Source organism: Sphingobacterium sp. B29 (assembly GCF_001952815.1).
GTDB lineage: Bacteria > Bacteroidota > Bacteroidia > Sphingobacteriales > Sphingobacteriaceae > Sphingobacterium > Sphingobacterium siyangense.
The window spans coordinates 1,189,263-1,212,687 of sequence record NZ_CP019158.1; the positions used below are offsets into that span (position 1 = coordinate 1,189,263).

Genomic DNA, 23,425 nt, shown 5'->3' on the forward strand with positions numbered 1-23,425 from the left:
ATATTTAATTAAAGTACTTTGCCCGTTTTGATCTGTATTAGTATAAAAATTAATGCAGGTGAATTTAGAACGCTTTAAACTTATCATAACAGATTATCTCGGAGGAAAATTGACTGAGGAGGAAAAAGGTCATGTTGACGACTGGTACGAGTCTATTTCAAACGATGATATTAATCCCTTTAGCGATGCAAATCATCGGGAAAAAATCAAACAAGAATTATTTATTCGTGTAGGAATAGCTGAAGCACCTGCGAGGGCAAAGAAGGTGGCCAACATACCGGTCAGAAAATTCTCTTGGCTTTCAGCAGCAGCGGCTATTTTGGTCCTAGGAGGCATCAGTCTGCTATTTTTACAGCACAACCCGATGTCGCTTTCTCGGAAGCGGACAGAAGCGGTCACATTACTGACGGAAACGGTTACGAATGCGGGCGAATTGAAAGAAATTCAGTTACCTGATGGCACATCTATTTTTTTAAACGGAAATACACGTATCCGCTACGATCGTAAGAATTTTGCATCAAATAGAAAATTCTTTTTAGATCGAGGGGAAGCATTCTTTCGGGTCAGACGGGATACTTTACACCCATTTGAGATAGAAACAGGTAGCGTTTCTGTTGCAGTCCTAGGCACATCATTCAACGTCAACAATTCGATGTCTACTAAACATGTGACGGTCGAAGTTAAAACTGGGCGGGTGAGTGTTCTAAATGCAAAAAATGGAGCAAACCATATCCTTACAGCAGGTAAGGCCGTCCGGTATAGCGTAGTTAAAAATGATTTTAAAACTTTCGATAGCGATCCAGCTTACATCAGCCTTTGGACACAAGGTGGTATGCAATTGAATAACATCAGCTTCAAGGAACTGAAAGAAATAATCTATAACCGCTTCGGTGTTGTGTTGCTTACCGAAAATCTGAATACAGATCCATTCAATTATTCGCTTATGATACCACATGTACAGTCATTAGACCAGGTGCTGAATATCGTTTGCAATATTCATCAAATCAAATTTAGGAGGGAGAAAAATGAAATAATCTTATACAAATAAGCTGTAGGGGGTAGAACAGCATAATTTATCTGCCCAAGAAAAGTGCTCATCTGGCAAACCGCTAAATCGACCAGTGAGCACCTGAATATTCATGTTTAAAACATTCATACAAATATATGTATAAAATAATTAAGCTTACCGGCCTTGCGACAAAGCTTGCCATCTGCGCTATGGTCTCTTGTGCTGTAACCAATAGCCATGCTGAGGGATTGGAAAAGATCAATCGCACTTACTGGGATAATATCAATATTCATTTGTCTAGTGGTAACGCCGCGCAGGCGGTACTGCAGTTGTCAAAACAAACAGGTCAAGCGATCGGCTACGATCGGAGTATGCTCCAATTAGATCGGATTTTAATTGCCGAAAAAAAATTCCAGAATGCGAGCTTCGAGGAAGTCCTTGCCTATATCCTGAACGGGACCAACATTAAGTCAAAAAGAGTGTCAGGGGGTATTGTCCTTGTAAAAAATACGGGTAAACAAGAGTCTTATGATTTGAAATTGCAGCTTGTCGATCGTACAAAACAGCCTATTGGGGGAGCTTCTGTACATATTCCACTGACTGGACAGAGCGCCTTGTCAAATGCCAAAGGTGAAGTGATTATTCGATTAGCTGCCGGAGTATATGATGTACTGATAAGCCATGTTGGCTATGAAAAAAAAGAGTTGAACGATCTCAAGCTCGATGCCAACACAGCAGGTATACGTCAGGTGGTTTTAAACGAAGATGACAACGAATTGGATGAAGTGGTCGTGACTGCATTGGGCATCAAACGACAGGATCGTTCCCTTGGTTATGCTGTCGGTAAAATTAAGGGCGAGGATATCAATCGGGTCAATAATGATAACTTTCTGGTTGGTATGGCAGGTAGAGTACCCGGGGTTTCGATTAGTTCTACAGGACCCACCGGTTCCAGCGTGAATATGGTGATTCGGGGGGCATCATCGCTAAGTACAGACAACCAGCCGCTATTTGTCGTAGATGGAGTGCCCTTGATGAATAGTTTAAATAATGTTGGTCAGATCGGTGACGACAACAAAGTGGATTATGGTAATGCAATTGCCAATATCAATCCCGAAGATATTGAAAATATTTCCATCTTGAAGGGGCCAAGTGCAGCTGCGCTTTACGGCTCACGTGCAGGTAATGGTGTAGTGCTGATCACAACCAAAAGTGGTAAGAATGCGGAGAAGATGACCATTGCTGTGACTAGTAACACAGTATTTGATATCCCGTATAAATTTATTGAATTGCATAACAAATTTGCAAGCGGTACCTTGCCATGGCGACCAGGCGACTTGCCTGGCAATTTAGTTATTGAGGAGGAGTCTAGTGTTATGGTAGGCCCTGCACTGGATAAGGGGTATAAAGCTGTTCAATGGAATAGTCCACTTGACGAGAATGGTAAGCCCATTCCTACGGAACTAAAAGCGTACCCAAATAACATTAAAAACTTTGTCCAGACTGGGGTCACAAGTACCAATGGGATTTCCCTCAGCAACAGAAGCGAAAAATTGGACTATCGTTTCTCGTATTCCAATATGGCCAATAAGGGTATTATCCCCAATTCGGATCTGTTCAGAAACACCTTGAATATCAATTCGACCATGCGCCTTCGCAATAGTTTGACATTGGGGCTCTCGCTAGATGCCAGCAGAAATAACTCCAACAATAGACCTGCAGGAAATCGGGGAACCAATCCGATGCAAGCGGCCTATGAAGTTGCACCTCACATCAATATTCTGGACTTGCAGGATTATTGGTTGCCAGGGCAGGAGCAGATCCAACAGCGTTCACAGTCTATTGGCAACCACAATAACCCGTATTTCCTTGCTTATGGAGTGAATAATGCTTTTACAAGAGACCGCGTCTTTGGAAACCTACGGTTAGATTGGACCATCAAAAAAGATTGGACGGCCATGATACGGTACGCAACGGATATTTATTGGGAAAATAGGGAAACAAAAATCCCTTACAGTTATACGAACGAACCCAGAGGTGCTTATGGGATTGTTAATCTGATGAATATGGAACAGAATATCGACTTTCTGACGGCATATACAAAGAAGATGAGCGACTTTCAGATCACAGGATCATTGGGTGGGAATTTACGGTATAATCGTGGTAAATCCGTGCAAAATACCTCAAAGAATGGCGCTGGACTAATCACGCCGGGACTCTATACATTGGCCAATATCAGTCCATTAAATTTGGATTTCTACAGTACAATTTCTGAAAGAGCCATAAACAGTGTTTACGGACTGATCAATCTAAGCTACCGGGATATGGTTTATTTAGATGTGACTGGGCGCAATGACTGGTCCAGCACCTTACCTGTGAACAATCGATCCTATTTCTATCCTTCGGCATCCCTAAGTGTGTTGGCTAACCAGGTGTTTTCTCTGCCTAAAACGATCAATTTAGCAAAACTGAGAGCGGGTATTGCACGTGTAGGAAATGATACTTATCCCTATAATCTCTCCAATGTACTGAGTAATCCCGGTAGCTGGGGTGATGTATTGCGGCTAACACGTTCGGGGTCACTCTTGGTTCCTAATCTGAAGCCCGAAATTGCCACATCTTACGAATTTGGTCTGGATCTGGGCATGTGGAATAATCGACTGAAGTTTGAAGGAACCTATTATAAGCTGGAGAACAAAAACCAAATTATTTCAACAACACTTCCCGGATCAAGTGGTTTCAATTCTAAAAATATCAACGCCGGACTGTTAAGCAGCCGCGGTATTGAACTTGCTGTTTCCGGGCGACCTATTGCCAAGGAAAATTGGTCCTGGGACGTTGGTGTCAACTGGCATCGCAATCGTACCCGTATCGATGAGCTTTCTGATGGTGTAGAGTTCTATACCTTTTGGACCGACGGTCGGGGTGGGGCACGTACCTATGTCGGGGAAGAGATCGGGGATCTGTACGATTCCAAGTTAGTGACCGTGGAGGATCAATCGTCGCCGTATTATGGTTTTCCTATTCTCAATAAAAATGGTTCTTGGCAGGCTGTACGGATCAATAATAGTCGCAACAAAATCGGAAATTTTAATCCCGATTTCACGATGGGCCTACAGTCAAGTCTTCGCTATAAAAAATGGACAATGAATATTGCCGCAGATATGCGTTTTGGAGGGAAATTTATGTCGCAGACCTATCGCTATTTCGAATCGAACCTAACCACGCAGCGTTTTCTTGATCAGATGATCAACCCCAATGGGATGACAGGCGAAACGCTACGCAATTATTTGGTCGATAACAATCTTGTTCGCGTGCAAGGCAATAGGTATCCCATTGTTGGAGGACCAGGCGAAGAGTATGGTGGTTATCCGATCAGTGTGGGTGGTCTTGTTGGCAATTTTGGGGTGTTTAATCCAGGTGTTATCGCACAATATGATGATAAAGGTAATATCACAGGTTATACAGAGAATCTTGGTGGTGAAGGAACAAAATATATCGCTTATTCAGACAATTACCCTTGGGATTTTATGAATGCAGCGACATTTGATGCTTCTTTTATCAAGCTTCGGGAACTGTCCTTTAGCTACGATTTATCAGGAAAATGGCTGAAACGTCTCGGAATAGAGAATGGCAGTGTGGGAGTCTATACCCGTAACCTGATCTTATGGACCAAAGCGAAAGTAGGTATAGATCCGGAAATGGCCTTCCAGCCAGAAACTGGCGTTGGATTTAAACAGGGGATTGAGCGCTACAACGTTACCCCTTGGTCAATGCCTATTGGATTTAAAGTAAATGTGACATTTTAATATACGACATAAATGAAAAATCAGTTGAAGAGATTCATCATGGCTGCAGTAGGCCTTGGGATGGTATGGAATATTTCAGCTTGTAAAGATCTGACCGAACTTAATATCAATCCGAACGGTGTAAGTGAGGAAGATGCCAACCCCAATCTGTTATTGCCGACGATATTGACAGGAACAGCGAAAAAATACAACGAATTGAGTTTCTCAGATCTTGGCGGAGTTATGCAGCACACCCAATTTGATGCATGGTTCAATTCACATAATGACTACGAATGGACAGGAGGGATTCTGAGCTGGGATGCCTATTATGGTTTTCTACGTGACAATGAGCTTATGCGTAAACGTGCGGAGAAATTGGGGCTAGATTTCCATAAGGGAGTTTCGCTGGTGATGCGCGCTTACTTATTCGGATTGGTGACTGATCTCTGGGGAGACGCTCCTTATACCGATGCCTTAAAAGCGGAACTGGGAGATGCTGTATATAATTTTCCGAAATACGATAGTCAGGAAATAATCTATAAGGGAATTATCGACGAGTTGAAACAAGCCAATGAACTTCTATCCCGCCCCGATGGTTCTTATGAGGTGCTGGCGAATGCGGATGTTTACTTTGGCGGAAAGGCTTCCAAATGGCGTCGTTTTGCCAATTCTTTGGCATTACGGTATTATATGCGCATTTCAGCAAAGTCTGCTGACTTTGCCAAACAGGGGATTGAAAGTATTGTTGCCAATCCCGATAAATTTCCAATTATTACGAGTACTACTGATGATGTATTGATGGATTTTGTTGGAAATAATGCAAATGACTCCTGGCCGTCAAATACGGTGTATGATGCCAGTGGAAGTAATTTTAGACGAATGAAAATGTGTGCAACACTGGTCGACCGGCTACAGGAACTTGGCGACCCTCGTTTGGCGGTTTGGGCAAGAAAGGTAGACATACCCATTGAGATCCGCAGTAACGAGCCCGCAGGTACAGATAAGATCGTTAATGGTGTTCGGATTGTATCGCCAGATGTCGTCAAAGGCGTTCCGGTGGATACCGATAAGGAGTATGTTGGACTGCCGCCAAGTGTATCTAAAAACCCTTCGGCCTACAACCTCAATCCAACACCGGGGCAAACCTCGATCAATCCGCATGTTTCTTACCTGAATGATAGCTATCGTTCGGCGAAGGGAAGTTTGTTAAAAGCACGCTTGCTTTCTGCTGCCGAAGTTAATTTTATTTTGGCTGAAGCAGCCTGGAAAGGATGGGGGCTGCCTGAGTCAGCCAAGACCTATTATGAGCGTGCTATACAGGAATCGTTGGCAAGCTGGGGAAAGGGCGCAGACTATTCCAACTATATCCGTCAGAAAGGTGTGGCGTTTGAAAATACGCAAGTGCAGATCATTGAACAAAAATGGATCGCCAGTTGGTCAACTGCCGCACAGTCCTGGTTTGATTATCGTCGCACAGGGTACCCCGCTTTAAAGGCCGGCCCCGCAGCCATTCGTACACAGCTTCCTGTTCGTGTACCTTATATGCAAACCGAAATGAGTGTGAATCAAAAAAATGCCGAGGAGGCCTTGAAACGTATTGAAAAGACAGCGTATTCACAGGCAGACAATGAAAATAGTGCCTGGTCAAAACCTTGGTTATTGCAAGGAACAAACAAGCCCTGGTAATTAGTAATTAAAAGTTATTAAATAGAGTTCTCAAATCGCTTATAAAATCAATATCACAATGAAAATCAAACATATTCTTCTTGCTGTAGTACTGTGCTGCACTTTATTGGAAGGGAAAAGCCAGACGGATAATAAAGACAAACAACCTGATCGTATTACGTTGACCTGGTCCGATGAGCCCAGCAGTACGCAGTCTGTTTCTTGGCGGATCAATGCGGATAGGACCAAAATAATTGGTCAGATTGCTGAAGAACAGAGCAATCCAGAACTTGAAAAAAACGCGATTACAATAAATGGAACAGCGCTACCGCTCGAGCGAGGACAACAAGAGGATGCTTATGGACAGGTAACCTTCCGTGACCTGAAACCCGGTACAGTTTATGCCTATCGCGTTGGAGATGGCAGCAATTGGAGTGCCTGGAACCAATTTAGGACTGCGGAGCGTTCAGGCGCGTTTTCATTTATCTATTTGGGTGATGCACAGAACGACTTACGTTCACGCTGGGCACGTGCCATTCGGCGTGCTTTCCAGCAGGAAGCGAATGCACGCTTTATTGTTCACGCGGGCGATCTGATCAATCGTTCGAATGCAGACGAGGAGTGGGCAGAATGGCATGAGGCCGCAGGATTTATTCATCAGATGATCCCTGCTGTTCCAACACCGGGTAATCACGAGTACCGCCGCGACTCGCTTGGGAAGCTTGTACTTGACCCGCATTGGAAAGTACAGTTCAACTTGCCAAGGAATGGCCCTGAGGGTATGCAAGATGCTGTTTACTACCTCGATTATCAGGATCTACGTATGATTTCCCTAAATTCTCAATTGATTATGCTCGACTCTACTGCAGCAGCGATACAGGAAAAGTGGTTGGAGAAAGTGTTGTCTTCATCACAAAAAAAATGGAATATTGTTGTCATGCACCATCCCGTATACTCTACGGCAAAAAATCGTGACAATACCATCTTGAGAGAACGTTTCAAACCTATTTTCGAGAAATATGGTGTCGATTTGGTCCTTCAGGGCCACGATCATACCTACGCTCGTGGCGGGCTGGGTAAAAAGCGACCTGTCTATCTCCTGTCTGTAGCGGGGCCTAAGATGTATGAATCTGATTCTGAACGCTGGATGGAAGTTGCAACGTCACAGACACAATTATATCAGGTGATCAAGCTGACCGAAAATAAACTGTATTTTTCGAGCTATAAGCTGAATGGGCAGTTGTTTGATTCATTCGAGTTGTCGAAAAAGTAGAACGACATAGACGGAAGGTAATCCATTCAAACCGGATTACTTTCCGTCAATATAATTGCGGGATTCACTCCATGACGCGATTGAGATGTAACCGCAGCGAGATCGCCGTTTTTTAAGGTATAACAAAAAGAGATTGCAAAAAAATAACTATACAGCAATGAAAAAGATTTTATTTTCTACTATTCTGTTGGGTATAATAGTAAGTTCTACGACCCACTTATATGCTCAGTCGATCGATTTAATAAAAAAGTTAGAGCAAAAAAGTTTACACATTGCCGCACACCGGGGAGCTCATCTGGAGCAACCTGAAAACTCAATTGCTGCTATCGAAGAGGCCATTCGGCAGGGGGCTTCCGTGGTAGAGGTCGATGTGCGGGCCACCAAAGATGGTGTACTTGTACTGATGCACGATAAAACAGTCAATCGGACGACAACCGGGCAAGGAGAGGTCGCCAAACAAACCTATGCCGAGCTTCAACAGCTTCACTTACGCAAAAAGGCTAATGGTGAAGGCTCGGATCATGTTATACCAACGCTATCGGAAGCTTTGCGCGTTGCAAAGGGAAAAATCCTTGTTGATCTCGATTTTAAAGAAGATCGCAAAGAGTTTATTAAGAAAACCTATGCGCTTGTTGAACAGGAGGGGATGGAAGACCAGGTACTATTTTTTCTCTATGATTATAAAGACATGCTCAAGATTTACAAACTCAATCCAGCGATCACGCTTTTTCCGAGGGCACGTAATATGAAGGATCTAGAGGCCATACTAAAGATGAAATTAACCTCAATTGTCCATCTTGATGAATCATTTACTGATACCGAAAAACTTAATGCATTGCGCCAACAGGGCATTTATTTTTGGATGAATAGTTTGGGGGAATATGACGACAAAGCAGAACAGGAGGGAAAGAAAGCTTATCGATCTTTTTTGGAGAAATATCCTTTTGTACGTCTTATTCAAACAGATCATCCTAGTTTGTGGCGCGAAGTGCTTTCTGGATCTTAGTCTATTTTTATCTGTTTAGTTAAAAATGCTTGATTTTATTGTAGCGATATTGTTAGAACGATCGTTCTCAAGATATAACTAATGGAAACCGTAATGAATAAATTATTTACAGGGAGTTTTGCAATCCTCTTTTTACTGACGAGCTGTAGTAAGGAAAATGAAATGACTGTACCTATGGATGTTCAAAAACAGCTGGAAAGTTTTGAATGGAGCCCCATCGTGTCTGCGAAAGGGACGACAAACGAGCAATTGAAGCACAAACCGAAAGATTGTGAAAAGGATAATGTGTATACATTTACATTTGCTGAGTCAGCGAATAAGTTCACTGTCAATCGTGGTAAAGAACTATGTGGGGATGATAAGTTGACATTTGAAAGTTTGATTTTTGCTGAAGGACAGCATCGCGCATTTGCCTATGATAAAGAGAAGAAAAGTATCAAGTTTGCCGACAGTAGCCCATACCAAAGTTATGAGGTACAGCTTGATGGTGATCAGCTCATATTAATTTCGCGCAATAATAATCCTCTAGCATACGCAGCTCCAATTGAATACTATTTTCAAGGTAAGCGAACGGCTGCAACAAAATAAGATAAGTAGTATATTTCCTTTAACATTCAAAATAAAGACGGCTTGCTGTCTTTATTTTTTTGTTCAATTCTGTTTTGATGAAATTGCAATTGAATCTTTCACATTAGTTTTTTCTTTGTCTAACTGTTTTGTTGTTGCCCAACGTGCTAGAATGAATTTCGTGGATATTTGCCATTTGCTCTCCTCTACTTCAATACATAAAGTAAAGCCTGTGTTAGGTTGTTTAGATGAACGCTGTTCAAACCGATGCTGCCGCCCTATGATTATTAAAAGAATTAGGAATCAAAATTTAACTTGATTATTTAGGCTAAATCGTTAATTTAGTGGTTTGGAAACCGGTTGCATAGATAATGTGAAATAATAAAACCGGATCCGATTAATGAAGAAAACTAGATAGATAATAATCCACTTATGAAAGTCCGTATATTACTTATGGCGGCAATGGCGACATTGCTCTGCCCACAACTTCAAGCCCAGCAATTGCCCTATAAGAACAGTACATTACCAATTGAAAAACGGGTAAGTGATCTATTGGGAAGGATGACTGTGGAAGAGAAAGTCGGGCAATTGAGCAAATTGCTGGGCTGGGAAATGTATAGCAAAAACGGAAAGCAGGTTACAATCAGCAATAAATTGCGAAAGGCAGTAAAAGAACAGCATATCGGATTGTTATGGGCAACCTTACGTGCAGATCCTTGGACACAGAAAACCTTACTGAATGGCCTGAGCCCTGTGGAAGCTGCGCGCGCTACAAATGCGATCCAACGTTATATGGTGGATAGTACTCGACTAGGGATTCCATTGTTGTTGTCTGAGGAGGCGCCACATGGACATATGGCGATTGGTGCAACAGTGTTCCCTACCGCGATCGGACAGGCGAGTACATGGAACCCACAGTTGATTCAGGATATGGCATCAACAATCGCCATGGAGACTTATGCTGTGGGTGGTAAAAACGGCTATGGTCCTGTATTAGATTTGGCACGAGATCCACGTTGGTCGCGCACTGAAGAGACCTATGGGGAGGATCCCTATCTGATCGGTCAGATGGGAACTGCAATGATCCGTGGTTTTCAGGGTGAGAAGCTAGGTGAGCGCGATAAAATAATAGGAACTTTAAAGCATTTTGTAGCCTATGCCGCTCCAGATGGCGGTCATAATGGTGAGTCCGTATCGGTTGGAGAACGAAGCCTGAGACAGTATTTTCTGCCGCCTTTTGAGCGTGCTGTAAAATCGGGAGCTGGGTCGGTAATGACAGCATATAATAGCATTGATGGTATTCCTTGTTCTGCCAACCCCTGGTTGCTAAAAGACATTCTACGTAAAGACTGGGGATTTACGGGGTTTGTTGTATCTGATCTATTAAGTATATCAGGGCTCAATGGAGGGCATGCAACAGCAGCGACTGCAGAAGAAGCGGCTTCACAAAGTATACATGCCGGATTGGATGTCGATCTAAGCGGGACTGGTTACGGTTCAAATCTGCTTAAGGCTGTCCAACAGGGGCTCGTTGAATCTGCTGTTCTTGATACAGCAGTAGCCCGTGTACTGCGAATGAAGTTCAATTTGGGGCTTTTTGATCATCCCTATGTGGATGAAAAGTTGGTAGCGCAAAAAGTCGCTACGGCACAAAATAAAACGGTAGCAAGACAGGTCGCCCGCGAGTCGATTGTTTTGCTTAAAAACGATCAGCATATCTTACCCTTAAGTAAATCGTTGAAACGAATAGCCGTTATAGGACCGAATGCCGACAACGCCTATAATCAGCTGGGCGATTATACTGCTCCACAAGCTGAGGGGAAAGTTCAGACCCTGTTGACCGGAATACGGGCGGCAGTTGGTAACAGTACCAGGGTCGATTATGTGAAAGGTTGTGCAATCCGTGATACAAGCAATTCCGATATCGCTGCCGCCGTCGCAGCTGCAAAGCAGGCCGATGCGGTGGTTTTAGTCCTGGGTGGTTCGAGTGCACGTGATTTTAAAACGTCGTATCAAGCAACTGGAGCAGCCAATGTGGATCCCAATACGGTAAGTGATATGGAGAGCGGAGAAGGATTTGATCGCGTTTCTTTGGATATGATGGGCGATCAGATCAAGTTGCTGAAAGCGATACAGGCGACGGGAAAACCAGTTGTACTTGTTACGATTATGGGGAGACCATTGAACTTAAATTGGGCAGCTGAACATGTGCCTGCGATCGTGAATGCCTGGTATCCGGGACAGGAGGGAGGCCTGGCTATTGCCGATGTATTGTTCGGTGACTATAATCCGGCTGGAAGATTACCGATTTCGGTACCTCGTTCGGTCGGCCAGCTTCCTGTACATTACAACCATACAAAACCTAAACATCACGATTATGTGGAAATGTCGGCCAAACCATTGTATGCTTTTGGGTATGGCTTGAGCTACAGCAGTTTTGATTACTCCAATTTACAGGTCTCGCTGAAGGATAATGGCAATGATTTTGTATGTACACTGTCGTTCGACGTGGTAAACCAGGGCAAATTGGCGGGCGATGAAGTCGCTCAGTTGTATGTTGTGGATGAAGTAAGTTCGGTGGTGACACCTGTTATGCAGTTGAAGCGGTTTGAGCGTAAAAACATTGCCGCAGGAAAGAAAGAACGTTATTCTTTTCAATTGACCAAGGAGGACCTCAAACTTTGGAATGCAGGTAACGAATGGAAGACGGAAAAAGGCAGGTTTAAACTTTTGGTCGGCGCATCTTCCGATGATATCCGGTTGAAGGGAGAATTGGAATTAACGAAGGATTATTAATTAATCCTTCGTTAATTTATAGATATAGCTATTATGTTGATGGGGAGCTTTTGTTAAAGTTAGATCGTTTCCATTCACTAAATAGGTGTAATTGTGGTTCAATATTAAAGCCCAATCGAAGTCGGCGGTCCATACATTTTTATCTTTGAAAATAATTTGGTCGCCATTAATCTCATATGTTCCTGAGCCACCTGCAGGAAATCTATTTTTGTTTGCTGTACAAAAGAAACTGTCCGCTTTAAACCGTACAGTTACGTCTCCAGTGAAAGTTTGGTCCTGATTTTTATAGCTGACTATAAATTTTCCTGAATAGATTCCCTCGAGATAGAGGTTGTGATTAGCAGTTTCCTTTGAGCAACCTACGGATACGATATATGCTAATAATGTTAATAATTTTGATATTGATCTCATAACTTGGTTTTTAGCATACAACGAAGTTACTGCCATTTTTGTTACAACTATCATTCTTATTTGAGCACAATATGCTTGATACTTTTCCTATTCCAGGTATAGGTGATGTGGATAAGACCGTTTGTGTCCTGAATAATTGTCGGATAGGAATATTCATCGTTCTTTACCCCATCTTCAAGGGTTAGGACATCTTTCCACTGTAAGCCATCCTTTGATATGGCGACATGGAGTTTTGTGCGTCCTTCCCACCAGTCGTTGCCAGCGATGGCCGGATTGAAGACGATCATAAATAAACCATTATTTAAACGGATGGCGTCTGTGGCAGAATTGGGATTGAGCAGGTTTGTGGCTTGCCAGGGGCCCCAGGTAAGGCCTTCATCTGCTGAGAATGCTGCCATCACTTTATTTTCTTTACTTCGACAGAGCACCTGAATGCGTCCATCTGTATGTTGGATCACACTTGGCTGAATAACCTGGATACTGGTATCGGGGCGTATTGCGCTGACGGACCAGGAGCGGCCATGATCGCGGCTGATTTCCAGGTGTGCTTTCCAGATTTCTTCTTTGGACTCCGTGCTGGAAGGGGAGAGAAGCAGTCCGTTTGTCAAGGTGAGCGGTTTATTCTTGATGGGCCCCAAAATACCTTCAGGCAACTGCTGCTCTGCAGACCAGGTCGTTCCTTTATCCAGTGAATGTTTGACATAGCCTTTCCATTCTCTGGGATTGGGCCCTATTTTATAATACAAAGATAGGGTGTCACTGTGCGGGTATTGATAGAAGACAGGATTCCATGTTGGAAAGCGGTTGTCACCAAGGATACCGTCTGCAATCTGTACAGGACGCTGCCATTGTCCATGGCTATACAGTGAACTCCATATGACAACATCGGGGTTAGATTCATGTGTACCACCAAACCAGGCTGCCAATAAACTGTCTTTTCCGATGACTTGAATCGTGGAAGCATGGCATTGTTGGAATGGAACCTGGCCTGTTTTAAAAATTTGCTCTGATACCAGGATCTGAGGTTTATACGTTGCACACGAGGATAGAAAAAGAAGGATAAATAGTGGAAATAGGTTGATTTTTTTCATTGGAATTTAAGGTTCTAAAAACCCCATAGTTTGTTGATGACTTATTTTCTTATTCCTGAGCAGAGGCTCTGGGAATATTGAGATGTTCAGGCGGTGATCGGTAAACAATGACCTTGTTAAATGATAAAATTCCGTTAGATTATATCCAACGGAATTTTATATTATTTGCTTTGTAATTGAATTGCAGTCGCATAACTAAATCGTGTAATAGGGCTTCTCAAGGTAATTTGGTTACCACGTTGAGACCAGTCTAATTTACCTTTATGACCCAAAATAGCGATTTTCTTTACGCTAAAATTATCAGGTACTTGAAAGACGTATTCATTTGGCTGCTGGTAAGTATCACCTTCAGAAAGATGGAATACATTGACCACTTTACTGTCTTTGCTTCTAGTGTAGTAATAGTCACCTTGGTGATATGGAGCAATCGTACGTGTTGCAAACACTGCAGTTTGATTGATTTTCATCCAGGCTGCCAGTTCGTTCAAGCGATCGTATGCTGCCTGGTCATAATCTCCTGTTGGGCCAGGGGCTATGTTCAATAGGTAGTTTCCACCGCGGGAAATAATTTTCACCAATGTTTCAACAATCTTTTTGGTCGGTTTGTATTGGTCGTTGGGCACATAGCTGAACGAATTTCCCATGGTGATACAACTTTCCCATGGAATATCCAAGGGATGTTCAGGAATCGCTTGTTCAGGCGTGACATAATTTTCCCAGTTTCCAGGTACTGTACGGTCGACAACGATAATGCCGGGTTGATTTTTCCTTGCCATGCCCCCAATGCGGTCCATGTCAATATTCTGATCCATTTTGATTGTCTGTTGCCAGTCAACAGATTTGTCAACGGTTTCTAAGGGGCGCACCTGACCACCATCCAACCAAAGAATGTCGACTTTGCCATATGCTGAGGTCAGTTCGTTGATTTGATTGTAGGTGAAATCTTTGAATTTTTGCCAACGGTCCGGGTATTTTTTAGGGTCATAATTGACATTTCTGTCTTTTGGCGGAAAGTATGACCACCAGTAGTAATCGGAGTGCCAGTCCGGTTTGGAGAAATAAGCCCCAATTTTAAAACCGTCATTACGGAAGGTATTGAAGATTTCTTTGGTCACATTTGCCTTTGGGTTTGTCGAAAATGGTGTTTTGGAGGATGTAATTTTATAATCCGATTCTTTGGTATCGAACATGGCAAATCCATCGTGATGTTTTGTTGTAAAGACGACATATTTCATGCCGGCAGCTTTTGCGGCATCGGCCCATTTTTGTGGATTGAAATCCGTAGGATTAAAGGTGGTCTGTAGATTTTCGTAGTTCTTGAGGTATTCAAAATAAGTTTTACCATGTTCGGGATTGCGTTGGGTCCAGCCTTCATCTTCAGGACAGATACTCCAGCTTTCAACGATTCCCCATTGACTATAGGTACCCCAGTGCATGAAAAGACCAAACTTCATATCTTGCCATTGTTCGAGATTTTCAATCACTAAGGGATCTGTCGGTTTTTGGTAGCCATTAGATACGTTATGTGCCTGGCCAAACGCTAGTGTTGCGCTTGAAGCGATCAGCGCAGTGGATATAATGGTTTTTAATTTTTGCATGGATAAAGATAATGAAAATGATAAAAAGAAGGCCACCTTAGGTGGCCTTCTTATAGATAGATGTAGTGTATGCCTTAATTAACGTCCCAGAAAAGTTTGGTGTTGACGTTGTCTTGCGCTTTTACAGCATTATAATTTGCTGAATTATACACGCTTTCTGAAGGAGGTAAGTTAAATTTTACTGGTACTGTCTTTTGAATGTCAGCGTTTTGAACAACAAAATCAAACTTAGGCAGATCCAAACGACGTTGCTCAGACCAAGCTTGTACAGTTTGCAAAACATTAAAATGTATCCATTTTTGCGTTGCAATTAGTTCAAGTTTATTAGATGCGCCTGCCCAGTTAACATTATTGATATAGGTATTGATCGCTTCAGTAGTTGGAGCAGCGGGCGCAACAACTGTATTGTCGTTGGATCTGCTTCTAATAATGCGATATAAATCAATAGATTCCTTAATACTGTTTTCAAATGCTGTTTTCGCGGACGATGCATTTCCTGCTTTATTGTAGTATTCCGCCAACAGTAAATTTGTTTCTGTCGCTGAAAATAATATACCTGGGAAATATTGATTTCTTGAGTATGTAGATCGATTATAGATGGCTAAAGTTCCACCTATTGCCAAGGCATTCTGATCTGCACTTACTTTGCTTTGATCTAAACCTATGTATTTGCCAGCAGCTTTTGCTCCAGGCTCAAACATAAAAGGTAATCTTGGATCTACTTTTTCAAGCATGTTGTCGATCATCCGCTTACTAGCTAAGTTTGCATACCAACCACTAGCTTCGAAGGCATCTTTGATATTTTTAGTTTGGATACTGTTATCGTCCAGGTTATAAATATCCAGTTGGGCGTTTTCAGCGTTCGTTAAAATCAGTGGATTAGTAGTTTGATTATTAACAATTTCTGCAATTTCCTGATTTGCTTGTGTGGCAAATTTTGAGCTCGCTGAAACTCGTGTTAGTATTCTTAGCCTAAGTGAGTTACAATATTTTTTCCACATTGCGATATCACCATTATTGATTATATCTTGCGTCTTGAATTTGTTGGCGGTAGCACTACTTAATGTAATTGAATTCAATTCAGCGCTTATACTTTTTAAGTCAGTCATGATGGCCGCATAGATGTCTTCTGGTTGGTCATAGGCCGGATACGAATTTTGATAATCACTATTGTTCGTACTCAGCATACCCGCTTTAGACCATGGAATGGCCCCATGTAGATCGACCGTTTGCTGTGTTTCATCGTAAAATAGAACTTTAGCAGTTAGATAGTAGATTCTACTTTCTTTCTTAGCTATTTCATCTGATTTGTTGTAGATTGTTTCTAGCTCTCTATATTGTGCAAGTCCCTCGTAAAATCTTGACCAACGGTCCTCGATAGCAGCGGCTCCTGGCAATAACTGGTTTGTCTCATTAATCCAGCCTGTGATATGTAAATATCTAAATATGGTTGGTCTAAGGGTAACAAATAAATTTCTATATTCAGGGACAATTAATTGTCTGTAACTGTAAATCATACCTGCAAACTGTTTTTCAACGGTCGTCTCGGTTACTTTTCCTGGGTCACGGTAGTTTTCATCAAATGAACTCTTACTGCAAGAATTTGTGAAAGCTAATGTGGCTGCGCACAGCCCCATATATAATATATATTTTTTCATGTCTTTAATAATTAGAAGCTAGCACGTAGCATTAAACCATATGTTCTTGTTGCCGGACTTGTTCCTGCATTGGAAACTTGATCAACCCAATTTGACCCACCAGTCATTTGTTCAGGATCTAGATCCTTTATACTTCTGTAGATAAAGAATAAATTACGTCCAAATGCAGAGATTTGAAGGTTTTTAGCTCTTAATTTCTGTGCAACTGATTTTGGAAGACGATAAGCTATTGAAAGCTCGCGCATCTTGATATAATTATTCTTTTGTACATATAGTTCGTAACGTGAGTTAGAATATTGTGGTCCGCCCCAATTGTATGTGTTGTTGTAATAAACGGCCTGTGAAATAATATTGTCGTTTTGCGATCCGTCAGCTTTAACTCCAGACATCAGCATCCCATCATGATAAACAGTCTCTCCATTTGGACCTGTACTTCCAGTTGTTGCGATCCCTTTTCCATTGGCGATATAGTAGCTAAGCCCGCCATGTTCTGTATCCATGTTGTTTAAACTTTCCTCTAAGAGACCTCTACTGATCATCCAGTTTATACCGGTAGGCATAACATGGCCACCCCAGCGAAAATCAAGTAAGGCATCCAAGGTGAAATTTTTATACGTGAATGTATTTGTTAAACCACCGACAGCTTTAGGCATTGCATTTCCTGCTTTGATCCAAGAATTGGCATCCACTTGGTATAAGCCGTTATCTTGGACAATTTTATTGCCATTTGCATCAGTTGCTACTGGATGTACCATGATATCGCCCATAGGTTGGCCTACTTTTGATACTAATTGTGCCGCTGCACCATCATAATCTTTATGCAAAAGTTCAGAAACGCCACCTGGCAACTCTTCTACGATATTTTTATTCATTGAGAAGTTTAATACTGTATTCCATTTAAAATTCTCATGCTGTATTGGAGTACCTGTGATTGCAAATTCCCATCCTTTGTTGCGTAAAGTTCCCACATTTGCAACGATTGAACTCGATCCCATAGAAATTGGCAGGGTGTAGTCTAGAATTTGGTCCTGGATCAAGCCATTATAGTACGTGATGTCGAAGCCCAAACGATTATTTAATAATCGTGTTTCCAAACCAAATTCATATTCTTTTTTTTCGTTCCGATTTAATTTTCTCATTTCCAAAGGCACTCGTTGGCACATTTGTGTAAATTACAGCTTGACCTCCTTGAGTCTGTACTCCCATGGTGTTCTGCGTATAACTTAGTGGGCTTTGATAGATCCTAGGATAGTTACCCACGATACCAAATGATCCTCTTAATTTAGCGTAACTGAATATTTCAGGTAAATGGAATGCTTCGGATAATATCAAACTTGAGTTTACAGAAGGATAGTAAGTAACATTGTCGTCTGGGTGCATTGTTGAGATAATTTCTCTTCTCAATGTTCCTTCAAGAAACCAGTAATTTTTATAGTTAAAGTTTAAGGTTCCAAACAGCGCATCTCTCAATTGATTTCTGCGGTAATTGTATTTTGAATTTCCGCCAATAGTATTTACCGAAGCGTTGATATCATACCAATTTCTTACGCTTAGTCCACCCGCAGTTTCCCGTTGTACATAGGTATCCTGACTTTTGGTTGCGGTATAACCGAGCATAGCACCAACTTTGATGTCTTGATTGATCTGTTTGCTATATGAAGCCAAAAAATCTGCATAGTAAATATTGGCATTTTGTTGGCCTAGACCAAAATACCCTGTATTTTCATAAGCTAGTGGTTTTTCATTAGGTTGTTTATCTTCGGTGCGCAGTGAGGTCATATCTGCCGAGAAACGTGCTCTTAAAGAGAAATCACTTGTTACTTGCCAAGTATTTGTTACTGATCCTAAAACGCGATTGGAATATTCATCATATTGTCTTGCTTTTGAGTTCCAGATAAAATCCAATACATCTGTTTTATAGCCATTATAGATTAAATTTTCTGATGGTGTTAAGCTTTGGTCTGTGCCTGTAACATATTTATAACCTAAGCTTGTTTTATATTTGTTTAGATACCACTCCGGATTGTCAAATGTTGAAATCATCCCGGTGAAGTTATTGATTAAACGATCCGTAAGGAATGGTCTGTTATGTGTATGTTGGTTCACATAATTAACGACCACGTCTGTTGTTAATTTATCCCAAAGTTTGAACGAGGAATTTAAATTGGCAATATTCTTCTTGTTTGAAGATTCAAGCGCGGTCATCTGATTATCCTGACGTGTGACCGAGAATCTTGTATTTGAATTTTCAGTAGTATGACCAAGGGCTAAATTGAATGAAGTATTATTTGGGTTGTTGAATAGTTTGTTGTACGAATTTTGAGCTGAATATGGACGTACAACACCGTCCCAAGAAATAATGTCTTTACCGTCAAATTTAGGTCCAAAGTTTACAGTAGCCGGAAGTACGCCACGCGTTACGCCGTTGATAGCTCGGCTATTATCATAATAGAAAAACATATCATCAGCCTGTCCATCATTCTGATAGGCTTTTGTATAACCAGGGCCTCTGACATCTTGAAATCTTGGTAGATAAGCAATTTTATCATGCGTGTAGGTGGCATTAAAATCTATAGAAAAACCCTTTCCACCTTTCCCTGATTTTGTCGTTACCAATACCACCCCGTTCATTGCTTCTGACCCATACAAAGCTGCGGCAGAAGCACCTTTTAGAATGCTGATGTTCTCAATATCTTCCGGGTTGAGATCTTCTAAACCATTTCCGCGGGCACGTTGGTCGCCCCAATAATCCGAATTGTTAAAGCTTGATTGTCGCATTGGTACCCCATCGATAATAACCAATGGCTGTGAGTTTCCTGTGATTGAGTTAGTACCACGGATATTGATGTTAATACCCGATGTTGCTCCTCCAGGTGCTGCTGAAATACGAACTCCAGGTGCTTTACCATACAATGCCCCCGCAAAGTTTGGAGAACCAGTTTTTGTTAATTCTTTAGAATCGACTGTACTCATGGCATAACCAAGTTCCTTTGGAGCTCTTTTAATGCCCATGGCAGTAACAACAACCTCTTCCAGGTTGGAAGCATCTTCTGTTAATTTGATGTTAATCGTCTTTGAGGAACCAACAACTATTTCTTGGGACTTGTATCCGACAATGGATACACGTAAGACTTCACCTTGGGAAGCTTGAATTGTAAAAGACCCATTGGCCCCTGTTTGTGTACCCCTAGTTGTTCCCTTAACGGAAACTGTTGCGCCAGAGACTGGTCCATTAGCATCTGAAACTATTCCAGAAATGCTTTGCTGCGCATAAAGCGATGTAGCACTGAAAAGTGTACATAACGCCAATCCTGCAGTTTTTTTGTAAAATAGACTCATGTTTTAGGTATTTGTGTAAAACGTTAGTTAATAATGTTTGTGATGTATTTTTCTATGACTAATGCTGTTGTGCCGAGTTGTTGCGCTCTTTTGTGCAAAGTGGAAATGGCTAAAGTTGTTTTTCTTGAAATCTTCGGAATGCTATATTCATTAACCGCGACTTGGATATGAGGTGCCAGAATATCCCCGATTTCTGCACCACGGCCACTGATGATTATTTTATCAGGATTTAGAATGTGTATTAATGTTGAGATTCCCTTGCCAAGCAAGTAGCCTACTTTCCCGATATTGTTGATCGCTACTTGATCTCCGATTTGGACAGCTTCAATTAATGCGTCAATTTTATTGATATGTTCATTCGCTAGTTTATCATAAATAGAATATTCTCCGTTTTTTATATCTCGCTCTGTATTTCGAATGGCTGCGCTAATGGAAGCTTCGACTTCAAGACATCCTCTTTTGCCGCATGAACATAATGTCAGCGTGTCCGAAAGAGGAATATGGCTAAATTCACCGGCATAACCCGAGGTTCCTTTGAAGATATCGTCATTGATGAGTATGCCTAAGCCTACTCCCCAATTTAGATTGATCACGAGTGAATGAGATGAATCTTTAGCTTCACCAAACTTTCGTTCAGCTAAGGCAATGCAACGTGAATCATTGTCAATAATGGCCGGAACCCTAAATTTCTGCTCAAATAGTTTTCGAATGTTATATAAAGGGGAATCTTCATTATATGATTCATTGAGGCCCGTTTCTGAATCAACGAATCCCGGAATGCTTATTCCAATACCGATGACTTGGTTAATATCAATTTGATTTGAAATGATGAAACTGTCTAAAGCTTCAAGAATGGAATCCGTCGCACTTTTATCTCTGAGATCTATCGGAATATTGTTCTGAGACGAGATGGTTTGAGCCTTAAGATTTGAAGAGGATATGGACGTATAGAATTGATCGATCGATACGCTAATAATACTTTGCTGTAAATTTTCATTAAGCATGTATTGTATGGCTTTTCTGCCACCTGTGGAAGCAGCGTAGCCTTTCTCGACAATGACATTTCTTGTCAAGAGATCATTGATCTGTTTAGTGACAGAGGGGATGCTTTTCGATAAAGAGTTTGCTATATCTGCAATCGGTTGCATCGGTCTATAATACAAAATTCTCAAAATTTCGCCGCCCATAATTTAGTTCAATTGTATTAATATAAATATTGGTTTATCTAAGTTTAATAATGGCCGACAACAACATTTCTTGTCGGCTTGGTCTTTCATAGTTACTTGCTTAAAGGAGATCAATATGTTTGACTTCTAATAAGCATTGTATATTAAAGATAAGAACACTTTGTGTTAAGTTCAAAATTCTTTTTAAAATTTTTAAAAAGAATTTAAAGATGATGTGTTTTTAATCAAAAGAAGGCTCTTTTTTTTATCCGGAGAAGGAATGCTTAATTTCGATTGTAACGAAATCGCGATAATTTAAGTGAGATTTATGGCGGATTTTGGTTTTATGATCTCCAAGGGCAAGTTAGCCTATATTTAAAAAAAAGCTCGGTATAAAACCGAGCTCTTTTTAAATATAGGCTAACTTGCCCTTTTGTAAACAATCTAAGAAACGATCAGCTATTTGACGTCCCAGAAGATTTTAGTTGTTCTTGTATCGTTTGCTTTAACAGCATCGTAATTAGCACTATTATTTGAAATCTCTTGGGTAGGATACAGTAAACGTTTAGGAGGATTTGCGTAATTAGCCAATCCAGCCACAGGGTATGTCAATACTGGATATCCTGTACGTCTCAATTCAGCCCAAGCTTGTTGTGCCTGTAAGAAACCATAATGTAGCCATTTTTGAGTCCATATTAATTCTAGGTTCTTTGCTTGAGTTGTTGAGAAGCTGATAGTCGACATGTCTACAAAGTCATTGATGACGTCATCTGTAGGTTTTTTCTCTGTTTTCAGTCCTGAAGTATTTAAATTATTTAAATAATAATAGAAAGAAACGGATTGTTTAACAGCGACATCATAAGCATCTTTGGCCGCATTACTTGCTCCCCATCTTAATAGCGCTTCAGCTTTATTGAAATTGGTTTCAGAAGCGGTAATGACAATTCCTGGCAAAGCATTGTTGTCGAAGATAGTTGCCGAATCCAACACAGCGTAGTCTTGATAATTCTTCTCCATATCCGCCGAAGTAAAGGAAATTGGCATTGCTCTATACTCTTTGTTCTGAACGAACTTACCGTTTACTGTTTTTCCAAATTTATCATAAAGTACAGGGATACGTGGATCGTTCGCTGGCAACATTACTTTGTTCAACATATGATCTGTTGCGAATTGATTGGGACCTTCAATCAAGGCCTGTCTCAACGTTCCTGTATAGTTGGTTAGAGGCTGCAATAAGATGTCTTCATTTCTAGGGTTGTAGTTTGCCGTTGCGCCACCATCTGCCAATGGATATTGTGTGGGGTTATTCAGCATTTCGAGTACTTCAGTTCTTGCTTTTGCCTCATCAACAAAAGAAATACGCATCAATAGACGCAGGCGAAGTGAATTGGCATACCTACGCCATTTTGCAACATTACCGCTATTTAAGATATCGTATTTTGAAAAATCAGGATTGGTAGTTGCTGTTGATAAGTACGTGTTGATATTTTTCAATTCGCTGATGAACTGATTGTATAATTCTTTTTGCGCATCAAACTTTGGCTTAATAATCGTACTTGTTGTTGGTAGACTACCGGCTTCACTGAAAGGGATATCTCCAAAGTTGTCAACAAGTTTAGATGCTTCGTCAAACAAAACAATTTTGCCAGTCTGGATAAAGATCTCTTTACTTGCTTTCTCCGCTTCAGGAAGTTCAGCATATGCTTTTTCCATGCTTCTTGTAATACCTAGTACACCAGGGGCATAAAAATCCGTCCAATATGCATAAGAGTAGCTATCGTTCGGCTGATACATGGTATTTGACGGATAAAAAGACGCTGTCTGCGTATATACTGCCTGATTGGACAGGATAAATGTACGGTAGTGGTAATAAGCTGGTCTTACACGATCATTATTTAGCATTTCGGCAAAGAACGCCGGAATATTTGCTTTTGTCGATGCATCTGGGTTTTGAAACTTGTCGTCAAGTTGTGATTTACAGCCGACCATCGTCGATAGGGCCGAAACCAAAGTTAATATAGAAAGAAAAGTTTTTTTCATGATTCTCGTGGGTAAAAA

15 protein-coding genes are annotated in these 23,425 nt (G+C 41.3%); 7 read left to right on the forward strand and 8 right to left on the reverse strand.

Annotation, left to right across the window (positions count from 1 at the left end):
- The first annotated feature begins 58 nt into the window (after window positions 1–58).
- The 7 genes from BV902_RS05035 (at window position 59) to BV902_RS05065 (ending at window position 12,104) form a co-directional block, all read left to right on the forward strand.
- Window positions 59–1,048, forward strand: coding sequence for a FecR family protein (locus BV902_RS05035; RefSeq protein ID WP_172840646.1), 990 nt, complete (start codon window positions 59–61; stop codon window positions 1,046–1,048).
- Between the two features lie 116 nt (window positions 1,049–1,164).
- Window positions 1,165–4,818 carry a SusC/RagA family TonB-linked outer membrane protein gene (locus tag BV902_RS05040; protein ID WP_075991021.1) on the forward strand — a complete coding sequence of 1,218 codons (3,654 nt, stop codon included), beginning with the start codon at window positions 1,165–1,167 and terminating at the stop codon, window positions 4,816–4,818.
- Window positions 4,819–4,830: 12 nt separating this feature from the next.
- Complete coding sequence (locus tag BV902_RS05045; RefSeq protein WP_075991022.1) at window positions 4,831–6,483, forward strand: SusD/RagB family nutrient-binding outer membrane lipoprotein; 1,653 nt, start codon at window positions 4,831–4,833, stop codon at window positions 6,481–6,483.
- A 58-nt stretch (window positions 6,484–6,541) separates the two neighbouring features.
- Window positions 6,542–7,735, forward strand: coding sequence for a purple acid phosphatase family protein (locus BV902_RS05050; protein ID WP_075991023.1), 1,194 nt, complete (start codon window positions 6,542–6,544; stop codon window positions 7,733–7,735).
- A 157-nt stretch (window positions 7,736–7,892) separates the two neighbouring features.
- The gene (locus BV902_RS05055; protein ID WP_070563489.1) at window positions 7,893–8,741 is read left to right on the forward strand and encodes a glycerophosphodiester phosphodiesterase family protein; all 849 of its coding nucleotides are present in this window, start codon (window positions 7,893–7,895) and stop codon (window positions 8,739–8,741) included.
- A gap of 93 nt (window positions 8,742–8,834) precedes the next feature.
- Entirely contained in the window at window positions 8,835–9,329 is a 495-nt protein-coding gene (locus BV902_RS05060; RefSeq protein WP_145328867.1) for a hypothetical protein, read from the forward strand.
- Window positions 9,330–9,740: 411 nt separating this feature from the next.
- A complete protein-coding gene (locus tag BV902_RS05065; RefSeq protein ID WP_075991026.1) occupies window positions 9,741–12,104 on the forward strand; it encodes a glycoside hydrolase family 3 N-terminal domain-containing protein in 2,364 nt (787 codons plus the stop codon).
- Here BV902_RS05065 and BV902_RS05070 read toward each other — a convergent pair whose 3' ends face one another.
- From BV902_RS05070 to BV902_RS05100, 8 genes are all read right to left on the reverse strand, one after another.
- Window positions 12,105–12,515 (reverse strand): hypothetical protein, encoded by a 411-nt coding sequence (locus BV902_RS05070; RefSeq protein WP_139144927.1) that lies wholly within the window; start codon window positions 12,513–12,515, stop codon window positions 12,105–12,107. It abuts the gene before it with no gap.
- 56 nt (window positions 12,516–12,571) lie between these two features.
- A complete protein-coding gene (locus BV902_RS05075) occupies window positions 12,572–13,606 on the reverse strand; it encodes a sialidase family protein (RefSeq protein ID WP_075991027.1) in 1,035 nt (344 codons plus the stop codon).
- 161 nt (window positions 13,607–13,767) lie between these two features.
- Entirely contained in the window at window positions 13,768–15,204 is a 1,437-nt protein-coding gene (locus BV902_RS05080; RefSeq protein WP_075991028.1) for an alpha-L-fucosidase, read from the reverse strand.
- Between the two features lie 74 nt (window positions 15,205–15,278).
- On the reverse strand, window positions 15,279–16,862 hold the full coding sequence (locus tag BV902_RS05085) for a SusD/RagB family nutrient-binding outer membrane lipoprotein (RefSeq protein WP_075991029.1): 1,584 nt from the start codon (window positions 16,860–16,862) through the stop codon (window positions 15,279–15,281).
- A gap of 11 nt (window positions 16,863–16,873) precedes the next feature.
- Window positions 16,874–18,001, reverse strand: a complete 1,128-nt coding sequence (locus tag BV902_RS27640; RefSeq protein ID WP_216640432.1) for a TonB-dependent receptor — start codon at window positions 17,999–18,001, stop codon at window positions 16,874–16,876.
- On the reverse strand, window positions 17,964–20,201 hold the full coding sequence (locus BV902_RS05090) for a SusC/RagA family TonB-linked outer membrane protein (RefSeq protein WP_216640433.1): 2,238 nt from the start codon (window positions 20,199–20,201) through the stop codon (window positions 17,964–17,966). The genes BV902_RS27640 and BV902_RS05090 overlap by 38 nt, the downstream gene beginning before the upstream one ends.
- A 23-nt stretch (window positions 20,202–20,224) precedes the next feature.
- Complete coding sequence (locus tag BV902_RS05095) at window positions 20,225–21,349, reverse strand: ROK family protein (protein WP_237241967.1); 1,125 nt, start codon at window positions 21,347–21,349, stop codon at window positions 20,225–20,227.
- A 477-nt stretch (window positions 21,350–21,826) separates the two neighbouring features.
- Window positions 21,827–23,407 carry a SusD/RagB family nutrient-binding outer membrane lipoprotein gene (locus tag BV902_RS05100; RefSeq protein ID WP_157625888.1) on the reverse strand — a complete coding sequence of 527 codons (1,581 nt, stop codon included), beginning with the start codon at window positions 23,405–23,407 and terminating at the stop codon, window positions 21,827–21,829.
- Window positions 23,408–23,425: the final 18 nt, after the last annotated feature.